At 58.7% G+C, this 20,420-nt stretch carries 14 protein-coding genes; 3 read left to right on the forward strand and 11 right to left on the reverse strand.

The features are described 5' to 3' along the window. The first annotated feature begins 456 nt into the window (after positions 1-456). Complete coding sequence (locus tag THTE_RS02820) at positions 457-1,716, forward strand: serine/threonine protein kinase (protein ID WP_095414013.1); 1,260 nt, start codon at positions 457-459, stop codon at positions 1,714-1,716. A 618-nt stretch (positions 1,717-2,334) separates the two neighbouring features. Here THTE_RS02820 and THTE_RS02825 read toward each other — a convergent pair. The 11 genes from THTE_RS02825 to THTE_RS02875 form a co-directional block, all read right to left on the reverse strand. Beyond that, positions 2,335-3,522 carry a flavodoxin/ferredoxin-dependent (E)-4-hydroxy-3-methylbut-2-enyl-diphosphate synthase gene (locus THTE_RS02825; protein WP_207651763.1) on the reverse strand — a complete coding sequence of 396 codons (1,188 nt, stop codon included), beginning with the start codon at positions 3,520-3,522 and terminating at the stop codon, positions 2,335-2,337. An 18-nt stretch (positions 3,523-3,540) separates the two neighbouring features. Then, entirely contained in the window at positions 3,541-4,299 is a 759-nt protein-coding gene (locus tag THTE_RS02830) for an amino acid ABC transporter ATP-binding protein (protein ID WP_095414015.1), read from the reverse strand. After that, entirely contained in the window at positions 4,299-5,834 is a 1,536-nt protein-coding gene (locus THTE_RS02835; protein WP_095414016.1) for an ABC transporter substrate-binding protein/permease, read from the reverse strand. Before THTE_RS02835 ends, THTE_RS02830 begins: the two co-directional genes overlap by 1 nt. Then, on the reverse strand, positions 5,827-7,815 hold the full coding sequence (locus THTE_RS02840; RefSeq protein ID WP_095414017.1) for a heparinase II/III family protein: 1,989 nt from the start codon (positions 7,813-7,815) through the stop codon (positions 5,827-5,829). Before THTE_RS02840 ends, THTE_RS02835 begins: the two co-directional genes overlap by 8 nt. Positions 7,816-8,061: 246 nt before the next feature. Next, complete coding sequence (locus THTE_RS02845) at positions 8,062-9,417, reverse strand: alkaline phosphatase family protein (protein WP_095414018.1); 1,356 nt, start codon at positions 9,415-9,417, stop codon at positions 8,062-8,064. A 457-nt stretch (positions 9,418-9,874) separates the two neighbouring features. Beyond that, positions 9,875-10,714, reverse strand: a complete 840-nt coding sequence (locus tag THTE_RS02850; protein ID WP_095414019.1) for a sugar phosphate isomerase/epimerase family protein — start codon at positions 10,712-10,714, stop codon at positions 9,875-9,877. 44 nt (positions 10,715-10,758) lie between these two features. Beyond that, the gene (locus THTE_RS02855) at positions 10,759-11,718 is read right to left on the reverse strand and encodes a UbiA family prenyltransferase (RefSeq protein ID WP_095414020.1); all 960 of its coding nucleotides are present in this window, start codon (positions 11,716-11,718) and stop codon (positions 10,759-10,761) included. A 3-nt stretch (positions 11,719-11,721) separates the two neighbouring features. Beyond that, positions 11,722-12,627 carry a sugar phosphate isomerase/epimerase family protein gene (locus tag THTE_RS02860; RefSeq protein ID WP_095414021.1) on the reverse strand — a complete coding sequence of 302 codons (906 nt, stop codon included), beginning with the start codon at positions 12,625-12,627 and terminating at the stop codon, positions 11,722-11,724. Between the two features lie 240 nt (positions 12,628-12,867). Further along, positions 12,868-13,704 carry an ABC transporter permease gene (locus tag THTE_RS02865; RefSeq protein ID WP_237260189.1) on the reverse strand — a complete coding sequence of 279 codons (837 nt, stop codon included), beginning with the start codon at positions 13,702-13,704 and terminating at the stop codon, positions 12,868-12,870. A gap of 2 nt (positions 13,705-13,706) precedes the next feature. Beyond that, positions 13,707-14,579, reverse strand: coding sequence for an ABC transporter permease (locus THTE_RS02870; protein ID WP_095414022.1), 873 nt, complete (start codon positions 14,577-14,579; stop codon positions 13,707-13,709). A 52-nt stretch (positions 14,580-14,631) separates the two neighbouring features. Further along, on the reverse strand, positions 14,632-15,660 hold the full coding sequence (locus THTE_RS02875) for an ABC transporter ATP-binding protein (protein WP_095414023.1): 1,029 nt from the start codon (positions 15,658-15,660) through the stop codon (positions 14,632-14,634). Between the two features lie 466 nt (positions 15,661-16,126). On the opposite strand from THTE_RS02875, the gene THTE_RS02885 reads away from it, so the two are divergent. Both THTE_RS02885 and THTE_RS02890 read left to right on the forward strand, forming a co-directional pair. Further along, positions 16,127-17,551, forward strand: a complete 1,425-nt coding sequence (locus THTE_RS02885) for a sulfatase family protein (RefSeq protein ID WP_095414025.1) — start codon at positions 16,127-16,129, stop codon at positions 17,549-17,551. A gap of 459 nt (positions 17,552-18,010) precedes the next feature. Then, positions 18,011-20,092 carry a right-handed parallel beta-helix repeat-containing protein gene (locus tag THTE_RS02890; protein ID WP_095414026.1) on the forward strand — a complete coding sequence of 694 codons (2,082 nt, stop codon included), beginning with the start codon at positions 18,011-18,013 and terminating at the stop codon, positions 20,090-20,092. Positions 20,093-20,420: the final 328 nt, after the last annotated feature.

A 20,420-nucleotide genomic window follows, 5' to 3' on the forward strand; every position in this document is an offset into this window, starting at 1 on the left:
GCGTCGGCCCGGATGGAACGACGATAACCGGTCGGGGCAATTCATGAATTGCCCGGACAACGTCGGAGGGACCTGCCTGTCAGGTCCGATGAACACCGGTTGACAACTCATTCCCTTTCACCGGGCACGACAGGCGTGCCCCTCCGAACGATTTCTCGGAGGGACCCGCCTGTCAGGTCCGTTTTTTCTCGGAGGGACGTGCTTGTCACGTCCGCTTATTCGATGTTGGATAATCCATTCCCACTCCCCGGGCACGACAAGCGTGCCCATCCGGGCCCCCTCCCCAGAGATATAACCACTTTTTCTCCACCAACCGGAACTCGAACGTCCAGACGGGCTTGTTTCTTCGGGCCGTTTAAAATGGCGAACTGTTTGCGGCGCCTGCTGGGCAATTACAATGGGGAAAAGCATCCCTGATTAGCGGTGTTGTTTTGTTGTGGCCGGAAGGGGTCTAAAATGGACGACGTTGTACGGGCATTTTTAGAAAATGAGCAGAAGCTCCGGCTTGTTAGGCGGCTGGGAGTGGGCGGATTCGGCGAGGTTTGGGACGCCGAATCTGACAGTGGAGTTCGCTCCGCCATCAAGGTTTCGCATCAGACGATCGACAATACCAATCCTGCCGTTCAAAAAGAGCTGCAAAACCTCAAGCTCATCCGGGCCCTGACGGGCCATCCCCACATCGTCAGTCTTCTCGACTACTGGGTGGTCTCCGGATATTTGGTCACCCGGTGGGAACTTGCGACCGACGGAACACTCCTCGACATGCTGGAAAGATACCGCCAGGACGGGCAACCGGGCATTCCTCTCAAACAACTTATCAAGTGGATTTATGAGGCGGCAGATGGCCTGGACTTTCTTCACGAGAAGGGGATTTATCACCGCGACATCAAGCCGCAGAACCTGCTCCTTTTCCACGGGCATGTGAAGCTGGGAGATTTGGGGTTGGCGAAATTGGTGGGGGCCAGCACGGCGTCGCACACAGGTTCCGGAACGTTCGGTTATTTGCCGCCCGAGGCCTGGGAGGAGCACCGGCTGACGCGAAGCGTGGACCTTTACTCCCTGGCGGCAACGTACATCAAGCTGCGGACGGGGCAGGAACCGTTTGGTAGGAACCCCGTGGAGATTTTCGAACGGCAGCGGACGGGCCGGCCCGTGCTGGACGGGCTCCTACCGGAAGAGGCAGACTTGGTGCGGCAAGCGCTTGCTCCCCGGCCGGAAGACCGGCCACGGGACGGCGCGGCGGCCTGGGTGCGGAGCTTATACAGGGCGCTACGGGGCGAAGGCCGATCAGGTGCGGGCGTGCCTTCCACGGGGCCTGCTGCGGGTGCCAGCCAGGCCACGTTTTCGGCATCGCCTCCGGGCCTGCGGCCCGTGGTAGCACAGCCAGGGGTGGGGGTGGGCGAATGGGGACATTCTGCTCCCGCCGCTCGTCCAGCATCTCCCCCTGCGGGTTTTGCTCCCAAAGGCGACAAGGCCGGAGGGGCCTTACATCGGGCTAAGGACCGTACCGAAGAGGAGATGGACCCGGCCATCACCGGGGCCATCGTCGGGGCCATCTTTTGGGCCATCCGCGGGGCCATGAGCAATGGCATCGGCGGGGCCATCGCCGGGGCCATCGTCGGGGCCATCTTTGGGGCCATCGGCGGGGCCATCTTTGGGGCCATCGGCGAGTCCATCGGCGGGTCCAGTATGAAGTGGAAAAAGCGGGCCAAGTAACCGAAAATACAGCGCCCTGTTTGTAAGCATGGGTGCGAAGGACCACCCCTTCGCTGCCTGATCAATGCTTGCCCGACCAAAAGTCGTTGGAGGCATTGCCCCAAGCCCATCGCGTGAAAATGCTGGCATACGTGGGGCGGAAGCTTCCGCAAGGGACCCGCGACGGGGCGGACCTGGTGCGGCAGGCGGTCAAGACTTGTCCTGCGTTTTGCCGTGGGCACGACAGGCGTGTCCCTACGAACGATTTCTCGGAGGGACGTGCTTGTCACGTCCGCCGTTTGACGTTGGATGGTCCATTGCCTTTCGGCGGGGACTGAAGTCCCGCGCCGAAAGCGGGGCTAAAGCCCCGCACTCCATATGGAGTGCGGCGATTCATCGCCGCTTTTTCGTGAAGGCTTTAGCCTTCACAACCTTGGCGTCGCTCCGGATGGAACGACGATAACCGGAAGGGGCGATTCATGAATCGCCCGGACAACACATGGACCATGGCCAAACCAGATTCCGGTAGGGACAATTCATGAATTGCCCCTACCAGGGCCAGTCACAGCACACGGCCGAGTGGCACCGGGCACGACAAGCGTGCCCCTCCGACGCCTCGCACGCCCCATTTCACGGTGTTTACAAAAGTGGGGATGCATCAGCTCCCTCCGCTGGTGTCATTACCCTGCCGGAGGATGCTCCCCCGCGCTCGGCGATGAGGGAATCCAGTTCCTGTTTCAGACGGGGGAGGATTTCATCGTAAGTGAAGCTGCCCAGACTGATCGGACCCCGTTTGAGGTTGACATACCTCGGACCGCACCACAGTCCCAGATCAGCATCGTCCGTCTCGCCCGGCCCGTTGACCCGGCAACCCATCACGGCGATGGTGATCGGGTAATCTGCCGCGTAGGCGGTGAGTTCCCGCACTTTCTCGGCAAGCTCCACAAAAGCAGCGTTCTCCACACGTGAACAGCTTGGGCAGCTCACGATATTGAGTCGGCCGGGGATCCACGGTTCCACGGTCACCCGACCTGCCAACACGTCCTCCACGATTTGCCGCCCTGCCAGGACCTCTTCGTGTTTTCTTTCGTTGGGGAGCGTGAGCGACACACGGATTGTGTCGCCGATTCCAGAGGCCAGCAGCGGGACGAGCGCCGCCCGGGTTTTGAGGATTCCCTCCGGCGGCATCCCTGCTTCGGTGACTCCCAGGTGCAGGGGCACGTCCGGCCGAACGGCTGCAAATCGCCGGTTCAATTCCACGACCAGCCGGGGATCGGAATCCTTCAGGGATACGCAGTACTGCGTAAAACCGAGGCGGTCGAGCAGCTCGCAGTGCTCGAAGGCAGACTCCAGCATCGGCGATATCTTGTCCTCGGGTGGGAATTTGTCCCGCTTGGCCGGATCGACGGAACCGCAATTAACCCCCACCCGCAGTGCACACTCATACCTGGCAGCCACTTCTGCAATGAACCGCACCTTATCCTGCCACGGCACCTGGGGTTGGTGGTGGTAGAGATGTCCCGGATTGTAGCGAACCTTGTTGACGAACGGGGCAACTTCCGTAACCAGACGATAGTTTTCCTGGAGATCCACCGACAGATTGGCTTCGGTCCGCTCGCGAATTTCCCGCAGGGCGTCCGCATCTTTATGGCTATCCACAGCGATCCGAACAATGCCGGCGCCCGCCTGGCGGAGCTGCTCAGCCTGGGCAGCGGTGGCCGCCACGTCCTGTGTTTTTGTGGCGCACATGCTTTGGACAACGATTGGGTGTCCCCCTCCAAAGACGACGGTGCCCACCCGGACGACGCGTGTCGAATTCCGCGGCATACTCACCTCAATGGACTATCAAAGTGCTACCTGTTCCAGGAATCGTGAAGTGCGAGGATGTTCCGGCGCGGCGAAGACCTGATGAGGCGGTCCATCTTCAATGATTTCCCCGTCGGCAAGGACGATCACGCGATCGGCTACCCGCTGGGCAAAGGCCAACTCGTGGGTGACGAGGATGAGCGTCATCCCGTCGCGGCGCAGATCTTCGAGGACGGCGAGCACCTCGGCCTTCAATTCTGGGTCGAGGGCGCTCGTGATCTCGTCACACAGCAGGCCGAAAGGCTCCATCGCCAGAGCTCGGGCAATCGCCACCCGCTGTTTCTGACCGCCCGAGAGCTCCCGCGGATAAGCATCGCCGCGATCCGCCATGCCCACCCGAGCCAACAGCGCCAGCGCTCGACGTTCCGCTTCCTTGCGGGGCATTTGATTGACATGGATAGGGGCTTCGATGATATTCTGAAGGGCCGTCAAATGGGGAAAAAGCTGGAAGTCCTGAAAGACCATGCCCAGCCGCTGGCGGATGAGGCGAAGGGTGGCGAATGGTGCTGGCCGCTTCCCGGGTCGCAGCACATGGGGGCCAATCCGCACGATGCCCGCATCAAACGGGCACAGCCCATTCAGGCAGCGGAGAAGGGTCGATTTCCCCGCTCCGCTCGGTCCAATGATGGCCACCGTCTCACCGCGGGCGACGTGAAAACTCACGTTACGGAGCACCACGCGGTGACCGAAGCGTTTCCACAGACCTTCCACCTGGACGTGGAATTCCTCTCGGTTCACTATCCTTTTCCCCAGCGTTTTTCCAAGTGTCGGGATAAAGCACCCAGGGGCACCGCCAAAATCAGGTAAAGCATCGCCGTTACAAAACCAATCTCAAGATATTTTAGGCTGGACTTGGCCAAAATTTGATACTGCTTGGTCAATTCCACAACCGCCACAATGCTGACGATGCTGGTGTCTTTGAAGAGGGCGATAAAGTCGTTCGTCATGGGCGGAAGGATGGTTCGAATAGCCTGAGGGAGGATGATTCGCCGAAATGTGAGGATACGGCCCATCCCCAGCGACGCTGCGGCTTCCCACTGTCCCGCAGGAATGGCCCGAATCCCTGCCCGATAGATCTCGGCCTCGTAGGCGGCGTAATTGAGCCCAAAGCCCAGAATCGCGGCCGCCATCGGCGAAAGCCGCAGCGAAACCGGCAGGCCATACGCCTCAGCCACGGTGGGGAGTCCGTAGTAGAGAAAAAACAGAAGCAGCAGCACCGGAATGCCGCGGAAAAACTCCACGTAGGCAACGGCTGCCCAGCGAAGGGGCCACGGTCCGAACAGCCGGGCCAGCGCGATGGGCAGCCCCAGAACAACGGCGACCGCCATACTCACCACTGACAGATAGGTCGTGACACCCGCTCCCTGCAGGAGCAGGGGAAAATACGTGCGGAAGGTCCAGCGGCGCCGGGCCTCCGCCAGGACATCGGTCAGCTCAGCACGAGCCAGTTTTTCCTGAGCGTCGTTCCAAAGGCCCCATTTTTCGTAGATCTTGCGAAGCGTTCCGTCGGCAATCAAACTGTCCAGGGCGCGATCCACCTCGGCGGCCAGCGCCTCGTCTTCTTTCCGAAAGGCGATGGCATAATATCCCTCGCCCATGGGCTCACCGAGGAATTTCAGCTCGGGATTGGGTTTGGCGAAGTACACGGCGATCGGCAGATCCATGAGAACGGCGTCGATCCGCCCGAGTTCAAGATCCAGATAGGGTTCCGTCTGGTTGCCGTAGAGCTTGGGGGAAAAGCCCATCTCTTCGAGGAGTCGCTGAGCGGCGGTTTCTTCCAGGGTGCCCACCGTGCCCCCCAAGGCCAGTAATTCCTCCAAATTTTGAAAACGCGTTTCGTCTTTGCGAACGACAAGCTGGAGCGTGTATACATAATACGGTCGCGAAAATCGCACCACCTTTGCCCGATCGGGCGTGACTTCCAGGCCATTCATGGCAAAGTCGAAATCGCCCCGCTGAAGCCCCGCCACGAGGCTCATGAAATCGTACTGGACCCATTCGATCGGCCGTCCCAGACGTTTGGCTAGGGCCTCGGCCAGGTCCACCTCAAACCCAATGACCCGATGCGGATCGGCGGGGTCCTGGAAAATGTAGGGTGCCCCTCCTTCGGCATCCGCTGCCCAGCGGAGAGGTCGCATCTCTTCGGCAAAAGCAAAGCCGGGCAGAATGCCCAACACCATAAGGAGAATGACCTGGCGACCGGCAAAAAGGCCGTTCAGAAACTCTGTCACGTGGCCCCAGATCGCGGGGCGGGATACGGAATTCTCACTCATTCTCCACAGGCTCGATGACTATTTCCACGGACAGTTCTTTCACTGGTTCTTTCAGTTTCCCGGCGAGCCGAACCGGCTTCTTCCGATAAGTGACATTCTCGTCAATTTCCTCTTCCTGCCAGAGGAGCTCTCCCGAGGAAGGCAGGACCCGAACGCGAACTGCCTGGCGGCCTTCACCGACGATCCAGCCCTGGTCCGTCCGCTTCCAGGGCGAGTAGGTGATGACCGCCTCTTCAAATTCCTGCGGCGAGCCAAAAGCGACTTCGTCCCGCACCGTGAGACGCCCCCGGCCTGTTCGCTCATAGGTGAAGGTGCGCACCAGTCGTTCCAGCTCTTTGACGGCATACGCCGAAGAGATATCCATTTTCAGAACGTCCCGCTGTTCTGTGAACTGCGTTTCAAGAATTTTCGCCCGGGCATCGCTACCAGGACGTTGAAGCTGCCCTGCCACCACGGGAACAGGGTGACCGTAGGAGTTAAGGACTTTACTCTCGTAACGTCGACTGCTGAAGGTTCTCGCCGTGTAAACCTCCGCCCCAGGATCGACGAGCGGAACACCTCCGGCCAGTGTCACCACAAAACTGCCCACGTCGTTGTGATTGTGATGCTCTGCGTTATGACCACCTTTCAGCGCAACGGCCAGCTTGTCGGGGGAAAGGTCGGCCGGACGGGCAATGAGGATTCCCGCATCGGGGAACCAGTCCCGCAGTTCGTGCCGCCGCGGGGTTTCGGCTTTTGCCGGCCGGTCTTGCAGCGAATTGGGCATCGCAAAGACGGCCATTTCCGGCAAAAAGCTGCTGAAGCCCGCGCCCGGTCCCACATGGCGGCGTTCCAGTTCTAACAGGCCGAGCTGGTATCGCCGACTCAGGTAGGCCATCAGCACAGGATCGGGACGCGCCCCGAAGTGGCAATCGGCGAATGCCGGATACAGCCCCGGTGCAATCTCCATCCGGAATCCAAACAGAGCAATGGGCACAATCCTGGGATCAGCGAAGAGATCGAGATGACCGCCAGTGGCCTGGTAGAGCGTTTCACCAAGCAAGGTGAAATGGCCGAAGCCGTAGTTCCAGTATCCAATCCCCTCCGAGCAGTAACCGTCCTCGGTAAAGCCTTTCAAAAAGTATTGGATGTACTTTTCTGCGGCGGCGACAAAGAACGCCCGACGCTGGGGATCGCGGATATTCTCCAAAGCCGCTCCCACCACGTTGGCCAGACACACGGCGTTCCAGTTGTTGGTTCCTGTGAGCCACCACAAACGGGGATTGCCCGTGTTCACCGCCTTCTCAAACGGGGCGAAAATCCGCCGTTCGAGTTCTCTCGCAATGAGTTGCCGGGTCTCGGGGGAAAGTTTGTCCGCCAGCCAAAAATCGACGGTAGCCAGATTCCATGCCGTGCCCGACGACCCGAGGTCGATTTCCACCGTCCGTCCATAGAAGTTGTCCAGTCGGCCATCGTGGGCGGGCATGACCCATGTCTTCTCCGCGGCCAGCGCTGCGATGAGCTTCTCGATCTCAGGGATAAATCGACCGCGATTTTCCAGGCACTCCGCCGCTGCGAGGGTTCCCAGTCGGGATCGCCGCGCGCTGTAGGGTCCCTCGTAGCGACGCCGATTTCCAGTACGGGAAAAATCGAGATAAAGATCGTCAGGCAGATCGGGGATGGGCGTCCGCAATTCTCTTTCCGCCGTGCCTATGACTTGAGAGAAGTCCTCATGTTTCGCCAGGGTTTCCCATACGGTGCGGTCGGATGCCGGCCTTCCCACGCCGCGGGGTTCTTTAGGAAGATATTGCGCCCAGAACTGCACCCGCTCAGCCGGCACACCCCCGTCGACCGGCTCCCCGCGAACAGCACCGGCGGTAGCAACGAGCAAGGTCCCCACAATGAAAATGTAGATTGTGTCACCGGGGAAATTCCTTCGCCCTACTTTCCACGAAAAAGACCACCGCCCGGTTTCCGGATGGATTGCGTTGAATCGGATCATGGCTTTTCCTCCCCACTCATGGGCTCAACGACCGAATGACGTGTTTCTGCCGCGTGGTGGGCATTCCGCGCGTTCCACCGGCAACATCTCGTGAAGGTTCTCAACACTTGGCAGTTTTAATGGCGAGGACGTGGACTGGCGATCTCACAGAGGGCAACGCAGCATTCTCGGCCTAAACGAAAGACCGTACCTGCAACAACTCGCGTTACGGCGGGCCACAATTTTCTGGACGCACGCACGATGGGATCAATCGAACGTCGTCAATCGCATGCCAAAATGTTTTAACACCACGTGGAACACGTCGGTATCCCGGGCAGGCTCCGGCGGCAGTATTCCCGGGTGGGAGCTGATCAGCACCGTCCGCTGGGACTTATCGCGAACGGGCGCACCGTGCGATCCCTGAACCAGTTCCGCCTTCAGAGGAATACCCCGGGTGTTGGGATCAAAAAACAGTTCGACGGGATCATACCCAGGTTTGCGGTGGATGTCCACCTTCCTGGCGAACGGGGGTGCCAGGTGATCCTCCAGCCAGTAGTAGTACGCGAACCACGCATCCGGCTGCGCACTGAGAATGACCTCTCCGCTCCGCGGATGGTTGAGGTGGTACCGCGATCGTTCTTCCAGGGCCAGTACCTCGTCCACACCGGGAAGACCTCGGAAAAGCCCCACCACTCTTTCAATCACGTCAGGCTCGGCATCTTTTACGTAGATATGCGCCACCTGGTGATCGGCCAGGGCCCAGGCCGCACTGTTTTCGGTGTCAAGGTACTCCCCGTCTTTTTCTTCACGCACCTTCAGCAGGCCGGCTTCCCGGAGAATTCGGTTGGGATACACAACCCGTTCCACGGGAGTGATGACGTATTCTCCAGCAACCAGCCAGAGAGGGTCTCCATCGTAGGCGTCGCGGAGACCGGTCATCAATCGGCCGAGGACTTCGTCCAGTTCCTGGACGGCTTTCATCGCGGCGGCACTCTCCGCGCCATCCCGCTGTGCCGCGTAGTCCAGATGGGGAAGATAGATGTAGAAAAAGTTTGGCCGATATTCCTGCGCAAGCAGGATGGCGGATTCCACAATCCAGCGCGTGCTCTCGATGTTGGCCAGCGGTCCCCAAAAGCGATGCAGGGGGAAATCCCCCAGGGCCTCCCGCAGTTTCAGATAGAGGTCCTCCGGGCGTGTGTAACACCAGAGGGTCTCGGTGCCGTCGGGATTGTGGATCGGTGCCGGCGTGCAGATGTACTCGGCCCCACACTCTTTGGAATGGAGAGGAAACCAGGCCGCGCTCACCAGACCACGCTCATGATGATAGAGAAAGTCCCACAATTGCGGTGCCTCAATGCAGTCATTGGGAGACGTCCACATTTCCACTTCATCGCGATCCCGCCAGTAAAAGCCGTTGGCGATCACCCCGTGTTTATCGGGAAGCCGGCCGGTGGTCATATTCGCTTGCACGGGACAGGTGACCGCGGGGAAGCTGGGGACCAGGTCCACGATCTCCCCGCCCGCCGTCATCTCCTGAAGGTTTTGCATCCGGGCGACATCTTTTTCCCGCAGATGGGGCACCGACAGAAGCACGACATAGTCGTCGAGTTTGGCAGTACTCATCCGGTGTATCTCACTGTGTTAATTGTCCTTGCGCTGCTTGGCTGCACAACTTGTTCTCTGAATCTGCAATTTTTATCACACACGGGGGATCCCGACAATTGCTGACTCATTTCCACCTTTCCTGTGCCGATGGGGACGCGAGCGTCCACACGGGTGATCGTGGGGCAACATTCAACCCAGAGCGACCTGCCTGTGAGGTCTTCATTCGGAGGGACCTGCTCGTCAGGTCGGCATCTTCGGAGGGACGTGCTCGTCACGTCCGCTTTCGGAGGGACCTGCCTGTCAGGTCCGCTTGTCAGCCTTGGATGATCCACCCCAATTCATTGGACCCGACAAGCGGGTCCCTCCGACTCCAATCCATCGCGTTGCGGTCGGGGCAATTCATGAATTGCCCCTACGGCGCACCGTGCCCGCGGCGTACCGTAGGCTTTTTGCAAAAGTGGGGAGGGATCGGGGGTCAGCCCGCTTGTTCGACAAACGGCCGCAACGCTTCGTAGGCCCGCCGCGCCGCGTCGAACCCCAGATGGCTGTGGCGACTCAGCTCCACATAAACTCCTTTGCCGTAGCGAACCTGACGGAGGGCTGTGAACACCTCCGCAATGTCCAGCTCTCCTTCGCCGAACATGAGATGTTCGTGAACGCCGCGGCGCATGTCTTCGATATGCACATTGACCAGGAGCGAACCGTGGAGCGTGATGATGTCGCTCAGCTTTCCCTCCTGCTGGCAAATGACGTGACCCACATCGAGAGTGAGCCGACATCCTGTGTCGGGCGAGCGCTCGCGGAGTTCGTCGAATCGTTGGACGGTGTCAATAAACATTCCCGGTTCGGGCTCCAAACCGATCGGCATACCGAATGCGGCCGCCTCGTCGCAGAGACGTTTCAGGCCCTCTGTGAGCCAGCTCCACGCATCATTCTCCGCGACTTCTGGGTGCCTGATGCCCGACCAAATTGATAGACAATCGGCGTTCAGCGCCACAGCGCAGCAAAGGGCGTGGCGATAGAACTGCATCCGCCGCTGTCGTTCCGCTGGAGTGGGCGAGATGAGACTCGGCTCATGCTTCCGCCAGGGGTCGAGGAGATATCGCGCCCCGGTTTCGATAACGCACCGCATCTCCAGCCGATCGAGGACATCGCGAATCTCGTGCAGTTGCCGTTGCCAGTGGGGATTCGATGGCGAAAGGAGGTAGTGATCAATGGTCAGGGCGACACCACGGTATCCAATTTCCGCCAATCCGCGGATGGCCGTCACCGGCTCGTGATGGACAAGACCGTTGGTGTTGTAACCCAGGTACATGGCGGGCTTTTCCTCTCATCCGTACAACGCGACTAAGAGTTGGATTAGGTGCTAGCAATCCAGCGACCGGCCCAGGTGGCCGGAAGAATCAGGGCCAGCACGGGCAGGGCACCCAGCGGACCATGGGCTGTGAACACCACGGCCGCATCCAGAATGATAATCCCCATGACGGCCTGGGTGACGAGCCGCTGTACCCGCGCTGGTGACGGTGCCGCAAGGACCCATATCCCACGCAACAGCATCCAGCCGGCCAGGATGCCCAGGAGGGCGTACCACCGCCAGGAATCGATCACAAATCGCTCCGCTGTGACCGCGTATCCGGTGATTATGGCAAGACCTGCCATCATCGTCGCCAGCCCGCCGGCGAGCCAGCCACGGTGGGGGGTGTCGGCCTCGGTTCGGGCAAACGCTGTAATTCCCGCGACATAAACCGCCATTCCCACCGGCAGCGGCAGCCACGCGCAGTTCCACGGTGACAGCGTGGTGCCAAGGACGAAGTTAATCCCGCGACACGTCCCCATTACGGCAGGGCCCAAAAAAGTTTTTTTCATCACGAAGTTGTAGACGACTATGGCCGCAGCCAGAAAAAGGGCCACGAGGATCGGTCGCACCGTTCCCGCACGCCAGGCCACATAGGCGCTGAGCACCACCGCCACCATCAAGAATCCCCATCCCAACCAGAAGGCCATCGAGGCGGGGACGAATCCCGAGGGAATGGGACGCTGGGGCCGTTCCCGGGCATCAATCTCTCGATCGACCCAATCGTTGAGAACCACACCGGCGGCATAAAAAGTCACGCCCGCGAACACAAGCGGCCAGAGGAACGACAGGCTTTCCGGCGTGATGGGGGAATGACACAGGAAGAATCCTGCCAGCACGTCGGCCGCGGCGGTAAACAGGTTGGGTAACCGAATAAGTTGACAGTATGCCCGAAAGGACTCGGCCGGCCCCACAAATCGGCGATCTCGAGTTGCCTGCCCAGCAGACTGTCTGATGCGGGTCACCTGTCACGGCCTCCCTTGGTTGCCCGGGTTTTGCGACGTTTTTTCAGCGCAATGTCCACCGGCTGGGTCGCCCACAACAAGAGGCAGCAAAACCTCCCTTGCACGTCGGCCTGCCTCGTCGGGATTGTCGATGTAGGGATAGAGTTCCACCGTGATCCAGCCATCGTAGCCGGTCCGTTTGATGGCTGAAATCACTGCCGCAAAGTCGATGGCGCCCTCGCCTGGCACCAGGTGGTGATGCACTCGTTCCGCGGAAATGTCTTCGATGTGGTAGTGTCGGGTCCACCGGGCCATGGTTTCCACCCAGTCTTGCGGGTCTTCACCCACGCAAAACGCATGGCCGATGTCAAAATTCAGTCCCACAGCCGGCGAGTCAATCCACGAGATGAACTCCAGGAACTGCTCGAATCGTTCGATCAGCAGTCCCGGTTCCGGCTCGATGAGTAAATTGACGCCAAGCTTTTCTGCAAGCTCGACACAGGGCATGAGTTCATCGTAAAAAATCCGCAGGGCATGGCGGCGGGTCATTCCCGGGGGCAGGGGGCCTCCCGGCTCCGTCTGAATTCCCGGTGCCCCCAGATCAGCAGCCAGGTGAAGCGCCCGGAGGGTGTGGTCTCGCCGAATCGCCCGATAAAACGGCTCCGGCTCGATCCACGACGGATGCCAGTACGGTTGCCGGACATCGCTGACACCCCGCATCATGAACGCGTTGATATTGGAAATTTGCAGGCGATGCTCTTCGAGAATGCTCCGCAACCGATCCACATCCGCCGGGAGCAGGCTGAGGGGCCAGGCGTGGGGAACATCCGCAAGAAGCTCCAGCCCCTCGTATCCCAGGGAGGCGATGCGGGCAGCCGTCTCCGCGAAAGAAAATCGTGTGTAAGCGTTACTGCTGTAGGCCAGTTTCATACGTTGGGATGTCCTTATCAGCGTTCCTCACATGCCCATCAATGCTGTCAATGACCGAACGAGCTATTCTACCCGCTCCTGAAGCCGCGCAATACAACAGTATCGCACGCGGTGGAAACGGAAAAAGCTACCTGCCCGCTACCACCGGGCTTTGCTGACTGGTCTCACCGCTCCACGCTTCCCCAATGGCTGGCGCCAATTAGTTTTCTGCCGCGTCTTGGGTATCAGATCTGATTCCATCTAACTGCTTGCGCTCCGATAGCTGCGGAGTGCGGCAAGAAAGACCAACCGACAGAGCACAAGCATCGCGACGGTGGCCACAATCGTAAATCCCGCCAGTGCCCAGTCCTGGGCTGTTTGCGGTTTGAGGGGCCGGGCAATGAAGCGAGCCGGGACGTTCACCGCCACAAGAACGGGAATGATAAATGTGAAAAACCAGCGGAAAGGTCGGCCGAAACGACCTTCATAAATCTCCATGGGATACCGCGCAAAGTTGACAATGTAGAACCAGAAATCGAAGAGCGTTTCATTTCGCCCGAGCCACACACTGGTGGACGCCATCATAAACATCAGCGAATACAGTATCAGCAAGCCGCAGATTATATACACGATATAGAGGGCTGTTGTGATGGCCGAAGGCACATAATTCATCTGCCTCAGCGAATAAAGCAGCAAAAACAGCCCGACGAGAAAATTTCCCGACGAAGACCATTCGACTCTTTGAAGCGACACAATAAACTGCGTGTCGATCGGTTTGAGGAGAAGAAAATCCAGGTTCCCCTGGCGGACAAAATTGCCGAAATTATCGGCGTTTGTCATGAAAAGCATGGCGGCCAGGCTGTTGATCATCAGGCCCGTGCCGGTGAAGGCAAAAAACTCATATTTGCCCCAGCCGGTCCCGACGCCCAGGGACGGCGTATATCGAAAGATGAGGATATAAAAACCCAGGTTCATAAACACCCAGGAAAGGGAAGAAAGAAATTCGATGATAAAATTAGCCCGGAAAGTCATGTCCCGAATAAGACTGTTGCGGGCAAATGTGCCAAACACGAGTAGATACTGTCGCAACGGAATCACGGTCAACCTCCGAAGCCGCTGTACCGCTTCAGGCCACGTTGAAGGGTCAGCTTGGCGAGCACCATAAAGGTGACCACCCAGGCCGCCTGAATGAGCAGTCCCATCACCAGTTCTTCACCCCGTACCTTTCCCAGAAACACGGCACTCGGAAAATAAGCGAGGTACTGCAGCGGTATCATCCGCACGATGGTGTAAAACGGTTGTGGCAGCATGTCAATGGGAAACATGTGCCCGGAAAAGAAAAAACTCAAAAGCATATAAATGAATAAAAGGGAGCTTACTTCCAGAAACCAGAATCCCAAAAGTCCGATGGTGGCTTCGAGGAAAAAACCGAGAAGAAAGGCCATTATCAAAGAGGCAACATAGGCGGCCCATTCCCAGCCGTGGGGCGTATGGAGAAAAAATCCGCGACAGAGATAAAAGACAATGGCAAACGGCACCGCGGCAATGCTGTAATAAACGAGTTTGTGCGCAACCCGATAGAAAAATAAAAATTCCAGCAGCCCAATTGGCTGAATAAGAAACTTTTTGATGCCGCCTTCACGAATTTCGCGAGTGATGCCGGAGGCCAGGCCCGGCATGCTGGAGAACGCGCGGCTGAGCATCGTCAGGAGGTAGTAGGCCACCATATCCTGGTAGCGGTAACCCACGATGCGCGTTTCCCCGCCAGAATTGCCCGGTACTGCCGCGAAGACGGCCGCCCAGAGAAACATTTGTGTGACGATGGGGAGAAAACGCATGAGCGTGCCCAGCATGAAGTCGCCGCGGTAGACAATCCGCTCCTGAATGCTGATGCGGAGAATGGTCCCCCAGAGGCGACATCGACCGAGAATTCGCCGGGAGAAAGTGTTGATGTCGAAAGGAACTGTGCTCATCGATGACCTAATGGATGATCCTCACCTGGTGTGGTTAAGTCGCGATTGACGGCTACTCATCCAGGGAATGTAAAGGGGAAGGTACGAGGGATTCTTCTCCCGTACGATGGGCGGAGGTGAACAACGTGGCGATCAGTTCCTCCAGGGGCGGGTCCTCGACGCTGACGTCTTCAGCAGTGTACTGCGCCAGGATGGCGCGCACGATTTCCGTGGCCTCCGTCCGTGGTACCCGAAGCTTGATCCGCGGCGGCTCCCTGAGGATCACCTGGCCGAAGCGACCAAGATCGCCGGCGGGCGTTCCGTTGGCAAAGCGGATTGTGATGATTTTGTACGCCCCGAGATGATCGACCAGGCTGCTCAGCGAGCCATCGTAAATGATGCGACCATCGAAGATAACGACGACCCTTCGGCACAGGGCCGCCACATCCTTCATGTAGTGGCTGGTCAGGATGACGGTGGTTTTCTTCTGGGCCTGGTACTCTCGGAGAAACTGCTGAATGGTGTATTGGGCCACCACGTCGAGCCCAATGGTCGGTTCATCCAGGAACAAAACTTCGGGCGAGTGCAGGAGAGCCGCAATGAGTTCCATCTTCATGCGTTCGCCCAGTGACAGCTCCCGCACCGGGCGGTGAATGAGATGCCGAACGCCCAGCATTTCCGTCAATTCATCACGGGTGCGGGTGAATTGGTCGGGTGGAATCTGGTAGATTTGCTGATGCAGGCGGAACGACTCGGCAGCCGGGAGGTCCCACCAAAGCTGATTTTTCTGACCCATCACGAGGGCGAATCGTCGTCGGTAGGAGTTTTCCCGCTTCCATGGCACATGGCCGAGCACGGTGGCCGTTCCCGCGGTGGGGGTGATGATTCCCGATAGCAGCTTGAGGGTGGTCGTCTTCCCCGCACCATTAGGGCCGAGAAAGGCAACGAATTCGCCCCGTTCCACCGTCAGACTGATGGATCGGACGGCGTGAATCACCTCGTACTCTGGGCGCAACAGCCCCCGGACGGCCGCCCAAAGGCCTTCTTTCTTTCGGCTGACTCGGTAGGTCTTCGACAGATTACAGATTTCAATCGCGCTCATACTTTCGATTATATGACCCGCCGCTTAATCGGGGGCATTGTTGACCTCATTCCCAGCCTTTCCCGGCAGAGCATACCTCGGAGGGACCCGCTTGTCGGGTCCGATTGATACCGATTGATGACCCATTCCCCTTCACCGGGCACGACAAGCGCCGCTCTGGGGTTCGCCGATAAGGGCGATTCATGAATCACCCCGGCAACAGCTTGCGCTGCAGCCTCTCAAGCATCTTATAGGTTTTGAGAAGAGTCGGAATGGACGGGGCCCGCGGCCCGGAAGCGGCGACGTTCTGGGTATGTTACAATGAGCGCGCCTCGGCCTGGCGGCACAGATCGCAAGGCTTTTCCCCAAGTCTTTCTGCCGGGGTTGCGATGTCGCACGGGCTGGGCGCTGGGCGGGTGATTGGCCCTGTTTGGCCGTGGGTGGTGGTTGCAGTTTTTTTGGTCTTTGAGTGTGGGGAGGTGTGATCATGCGTGCGGCTGTGATGTGGCTTGTGTGTTTGGGTGCGGGCTTGTGGGGCCTAGCGTCGAGAGCGGCGGAACCGTCGCAGCGGCCCAATTTTCTCATCATCATGGCGGATGACTGCACCTACAACGATTTACCCGTGTACGGCGGGAAAAACGCTTTCACCCCCAACATTGATCGGCTTGCTCGGGAGGGATTGGTCTTTGATCGGGCGTATTTGAGCATGGCGATGTGTCAGCCCTGCCGGGCCGAACTCTACACCGGCCTTTATCCGATGCGGAACGGGTGTTGCTGGAATCACTCGGCGTCGCGGCCGGGGATTCGCAGTCTGGCCCATTACCTTTCCGCGCTGGGCTACAGGACGGGGCTGGCGGGGAAGGTCCATGTCGAACCGAAAACGGTTTTTCCATTCGAAGACGTCCCGGGATTTTGCCCGAATTGCACCGCCGACCCTACGCCTCCGCACAATGTCGAGGGGATTCGAGAATTCATGACGCGGAAGAACGATCAACCCTTCTGCCTGATTGTGGCGTTGGTGGAGCCGCACGTTCCCTGGGTGATGGGGGATCGTTCCCGCTACCCGGTGCGGAACCTCAAGCTGCCGCCTCACATCGCGGACACACCGAAAACGCGGGAAGACTTTGCCGCGTATCTGGCGGAGATCACCTACATGGACAGTCAGGTGGGAGATATCCTGCGGGTGCTGGATGAAGCAGGGCTCCGCGATTCGACGCTCGTGCTGTTCACCTCGGAGCAGGGGGCCCAATTCCCCGGTTGCAAATGGACGAACTGGAACCTTGGGGTCCACACGGCGCTCATCGCGCGATGGCCGGGGCACGTGCCCGCCGGACGCCGGACAGCCGCCCTTGTGCAGTACGCGGACGTGGCCCCCACGCTCATTGAGCTTGCGGGCGGCAATCCCGCGGATTTTGGCCCCTTGGACGGGACGAGCTTTCGCGAAGTGCTGCTGGGCCTGAAAGACGAACATCGCCGGTACGCCTATTTTGCCCACAATAATTTTCCGGAAGGCCCGCCGTACCCCATTCGCTCCGTCACTGACGGCGAATGGCACTACATCCGCAATCTCACCCCGCAGGAAGTCTATATCGAGAAACACGTTATGGGTCAGCTCGGCGGTGCCACACCTCACAACAAGTACTGGCCGACGTGGATGGCCCACTCGTGGAACAATCCCACGATTTATGGGTTGGTCAAGCGCTACATGGTGCGTCCGGCAGAAGAGTTGTATCGGCTTTCGGAAGACCCTTATGAGATGACCAATCTTGCCGATCGGGCCGAGTTCGCCGAGATCAAGGCCCGGCTGGCCAAAGAACTCGATCGCTGGCTGGCGGAGCAAAAAGACCCAGGCGTGCCGCTCGACACCCCCGAGGCTCACAAAGCCATGAAGGAGGGACAGCCACTTTTTTGAATGGATCGCGGGCTAAGCTACCGAGCGTCTCGAGCATTCGCGAGCCAAAGGAAAATTCTTCGGCGTGGAAGCGGAAGAACGTAATGTGCCCACGCAAGCAAATGAAGATTGCCTCAGGCGGACCGTAAAGCTACCGTAAGGGTGTGTCCTCGCCAAACTGATGCCTCTGCAAGCCCGCACGGTGGGGGAGGCACACCTTCACAAATCCGCCCCGTGGGTCGTCGGTTTCGGCCCGCCCGGACTTATATCGAGTGATCCCTTATGACCACCGTAACCATTGCTGGACTTGTGCAAGAAAGATGGGCCTGTACAGATGTCCGTCAGCTCAGGACGCTCGTTTCCTCAAACGCGACCGCTTATACTAATGGTTGATTTGGCGGATACCTCGATTCAGTGCTATGACAAATTTCAAGTGTAGTTCGCTCTGACGGTTATGGGACAGAAAGGAAGGAGGGCGTCATGGCAGTGGGGCTAGCGGCTGCGATTCGCGAGCAAACGGGGATGATTCTCCTGGAACGGCTAGGGACGGGACCGTGCTTCGAAACCTGGCAGGCAGTGGCTTACACCGGAGTTCCTGCGCTGGTTAAAGTGTTCCGTGAGCCCTGGTTTTTAGACGCTGCGGAACTCGAACGCTTCCATGATTATCTCGACGAACTCACGATGATCGCTTGGCACCCGCACCTGAACCGACTCGTGGACTGGTGGAACGTCTCAGGCCGACTGGTCCTTTGGTACCAAGAGCCGGGTTCAGAAGTGCTTTTAGGCAGTTGGGCACGTTCCCCAGTTCCCACGCCACCTGAAAAACTCTTTCCTTCTCTCACGGATATAGCGAGTGCCCTCGATTATGTCGGCCGTATGGGGAGCTTTCATGGTTACCTCAAGCCCCATCATCTTTTGGAGTCCCTAGGGACTCGCTCCCTCGTCGAAACGGGACTTCTGCCTCTTCGTTTTTATCTTTGGAATCGCTTTCGTGTGCGCGTTTCCTGGGAATTTGTCCCGCCGGAACTCCAACGGGGTGAAAAGCCATCGCCGACCACGGACCTCTACTCGCTCGGATTGATTTACCTCATGTTTCGCACGGGATGGCTGCCGGCGGCCCAGGAGTCTCCGCAAGTCGCGCAAGAGGACGAGGTCCTCGTCCAAGTCGGAAGGCTGGAAAAATGGGAGCGGGATTTGGTGCAACCCCTTCTTGCTCCGTCCCCTGCAGAGCGGCCGCAGTTCAGCCCGCTCGATTGGGTGCTCGCCTTGCGGCAGCGCTATTTTGAGATGTCTTCGGTTCCCTCCGGTCAGAAAGACGTGCACCACAAAGTGACGGAACTCGTCCTCGAAGATCGCGAGCTTACAACCGTTGAGCTTTCCCGACTTCAGCCCGGGGGAACTCTCTGGCTGACGTCACACGTTTATCACCTCCGAGAACCACTCGTCCTCTGGAAACCGCTCCGCATTTGTGGGCAGGGGAAAAAACCAGCGCGGATTGTGGTGCATGGTTGCCGAGTAGGCATGGAAATTCTCGCCTGCGGTGAGGTGGTTCTGGAGAATCTCGCCTTCCAGCATAAAGGAGAGGAGCCTGCCGATATCGTGCGGGTTCGTGCTGGAAAGCTCCTCGCCGAGCGCTGTGACTTCAAGGGGAATGGGGCGGATCAAGGAGTCAACATTACGGAACGAGGGGAGGGCATCATCCGCCACTGTGTATTTCGTGGCCTTGACACGGGAATCGCTGTAGGCGTTCATGGTCGCGCACAGATTGAGAACTGCCGCTGTGAGGGGAACCAATTTGCCGGGATTGTGGTTAACGAACATAGTCAGGCCGTCATCGCCAACTGTGAGATTCTGGAAAACGGGGAACAGGGGATCTACGTCGGGCTCCATGCCGCAGCCGAATTGGTGGATAATCGCTGTCTTCGCAACAAAGACGCTGGGATTGCCGTATTTGACTCGGCGCGGGTAAGCGTCCAGCGCAACGCGTGCGCACTCAATCGAGGAAACGGGATCAACATTGCCTCGGCAAAGCATGCGATCCTCACGGACAATACGTGTTCGCAAAACGGAGAATATGGGATCGGTTGTTACTCAGGTGAGACGGTCGCCATCACTTACAACCGGTGTGTTGGAAATCTCCGGGGGGGCATCGACTTAGGGGAGCTTCCCTCAGTTCAGGTGAGAGCCAATACGGTGGCTGGAAATCACGGGCCCGGTATCGAGATCTCCACCGGGTTAGTCAGTTATGAGTCGGCCGAACCTGAACAGAAACGCGTTTCCGCGGCGAGTGTCCTCGTCAGCGTAAACGTGTCTAGCCGCAATGACGGACCGGGCGTGTGGGTCCGCAAGGAGGCACAGGTGACACTGAGAGGAAATCAATGCATAAATAACGGAGGGCCGGGCATCCTCTTTTCCGACTCGAGCGGTGGCCGGGCAACAGGTAATCGATGCCAGGGGAATGCAGGCGGCGGGATTCGCGTAGAAGACTCGGCGGCTCCTTTTCTGGATGGCAACCTGACAGAAGACGAGAATGACCCAAACACTGGAATGGGAAAAGCCTAGGGGCCAGATGATGGGCTCCCACAGTGACCTGTCAGAGAGTTTCACCCGTGTCGCGGACAAGTCCGGGGAACCGAGCGGCGACATCAAAAAAGGCTTCCTCCTACCAAGCGGCTGAGTCTGACAACGGACATGTCCACGACGGGGGCGGCCACGAAAACCCTCGGTAGATTGGCACCATTCCTTCTCGATTACCTTCGCCCGTTGTTCAAAGCCAACGCCTTGCTGCCGGGTGGCCTCCTGCGTACGTTAGCGTTCTTCTCCAACCGAAAATGGCAATTCCTGTCTGCGGGTCTTACGGCGGGGCGTTAAGCCCGGACTCGGAGTGTTG

The organism is Thermogutta terrifontis (genome assembly GCF_002277955.1).
In the GTDB taxonomy this organism is placed as follows: Bacteria; Planctomycetota; Planctomycetia; order Pirellulales; family Thermoguttaceae; genus Thermogutta; species Thermogutta terrifontis.

Bases quoted from the DNA above. Each gene is read 5' to 3' on its own strand.
- THTE_RS02820 (WP_095414013.1), top strand. From the start codon at position 457: ATGGACGACGTTGTACGGGCATTTTTAGAAAATGAGCAGAAGCTCCGG.
- THTE_RS02825 (WP_207651763.1), bottom strand. From the start codon at position 3,522: ATGCCGCGGAATTCGACACGCGTCGTCCGGGTGGGCACCGTCGTCTTT.
- THTE_RS02835 (WP_095414016.1), bottom strand. From the start codon at position 5,834: ATGAGTGAGAATTCCGTATCCCGCCCCGCGATCTGGGGCCACGTGACA.
- THTE_RS02840 (WP_095414017.1), bottom strand. From the start codon at position 7,815: ATGATCCGATTCAACGCAATCCATCCGGAAACCGGGCGGTGGTCTTTT.
- THTE_RS02845 (WP_095414018.1), bottom strand. From the start codon at position 9,417: ATGAGTACTGCCAAACTCGACGACTATGTCGTGCTTCTGTCGGTGCCC.
- THTE_RS02850 (WP_095414019.1), bottom strand. From the start codon at position 10,714: ATGTACCTGGGTTACAACACCAACGGTCTTGTCCATCACGAGCCGGTG.
- THTE_RS02860 (WP_095414021.1), bottom strand. From the start codon at position 12,627: ATGAAACTGGCCTACAGCAGTAACGCTTACACACGATTTTCTTTCGCG.
- THTE_RS02870 (WP_095414022.1), bottom strand. From the start codon at position 14,579: ATGAGCACAGTTCCTTTCGACATCAACACTTTCTCCCGGCGAATTCTC.
- THTE_RS02875 (WP_095414023.1), bottom strand. From the start codon at position 15,660: ATGAGCGCGATTGAAATCTGTAATCTGTCGAAGACCTACCGAGTCAGC.
- THTE_RS02885 (WP_095414025.1), top strand. From the start codon at position 16,127: ATGCGTGCGGCTGTGATGTGGCTTGTGTGTTTGGGTGCGGGCTTGTGG.
- THTE_RS02890 (WP_095414026.1), top strand. From the start codon at position 18,011: ATGGCAGTGGGGCTAGCGGCTGCGATTCGCGAGCAAACGGGGATGATT.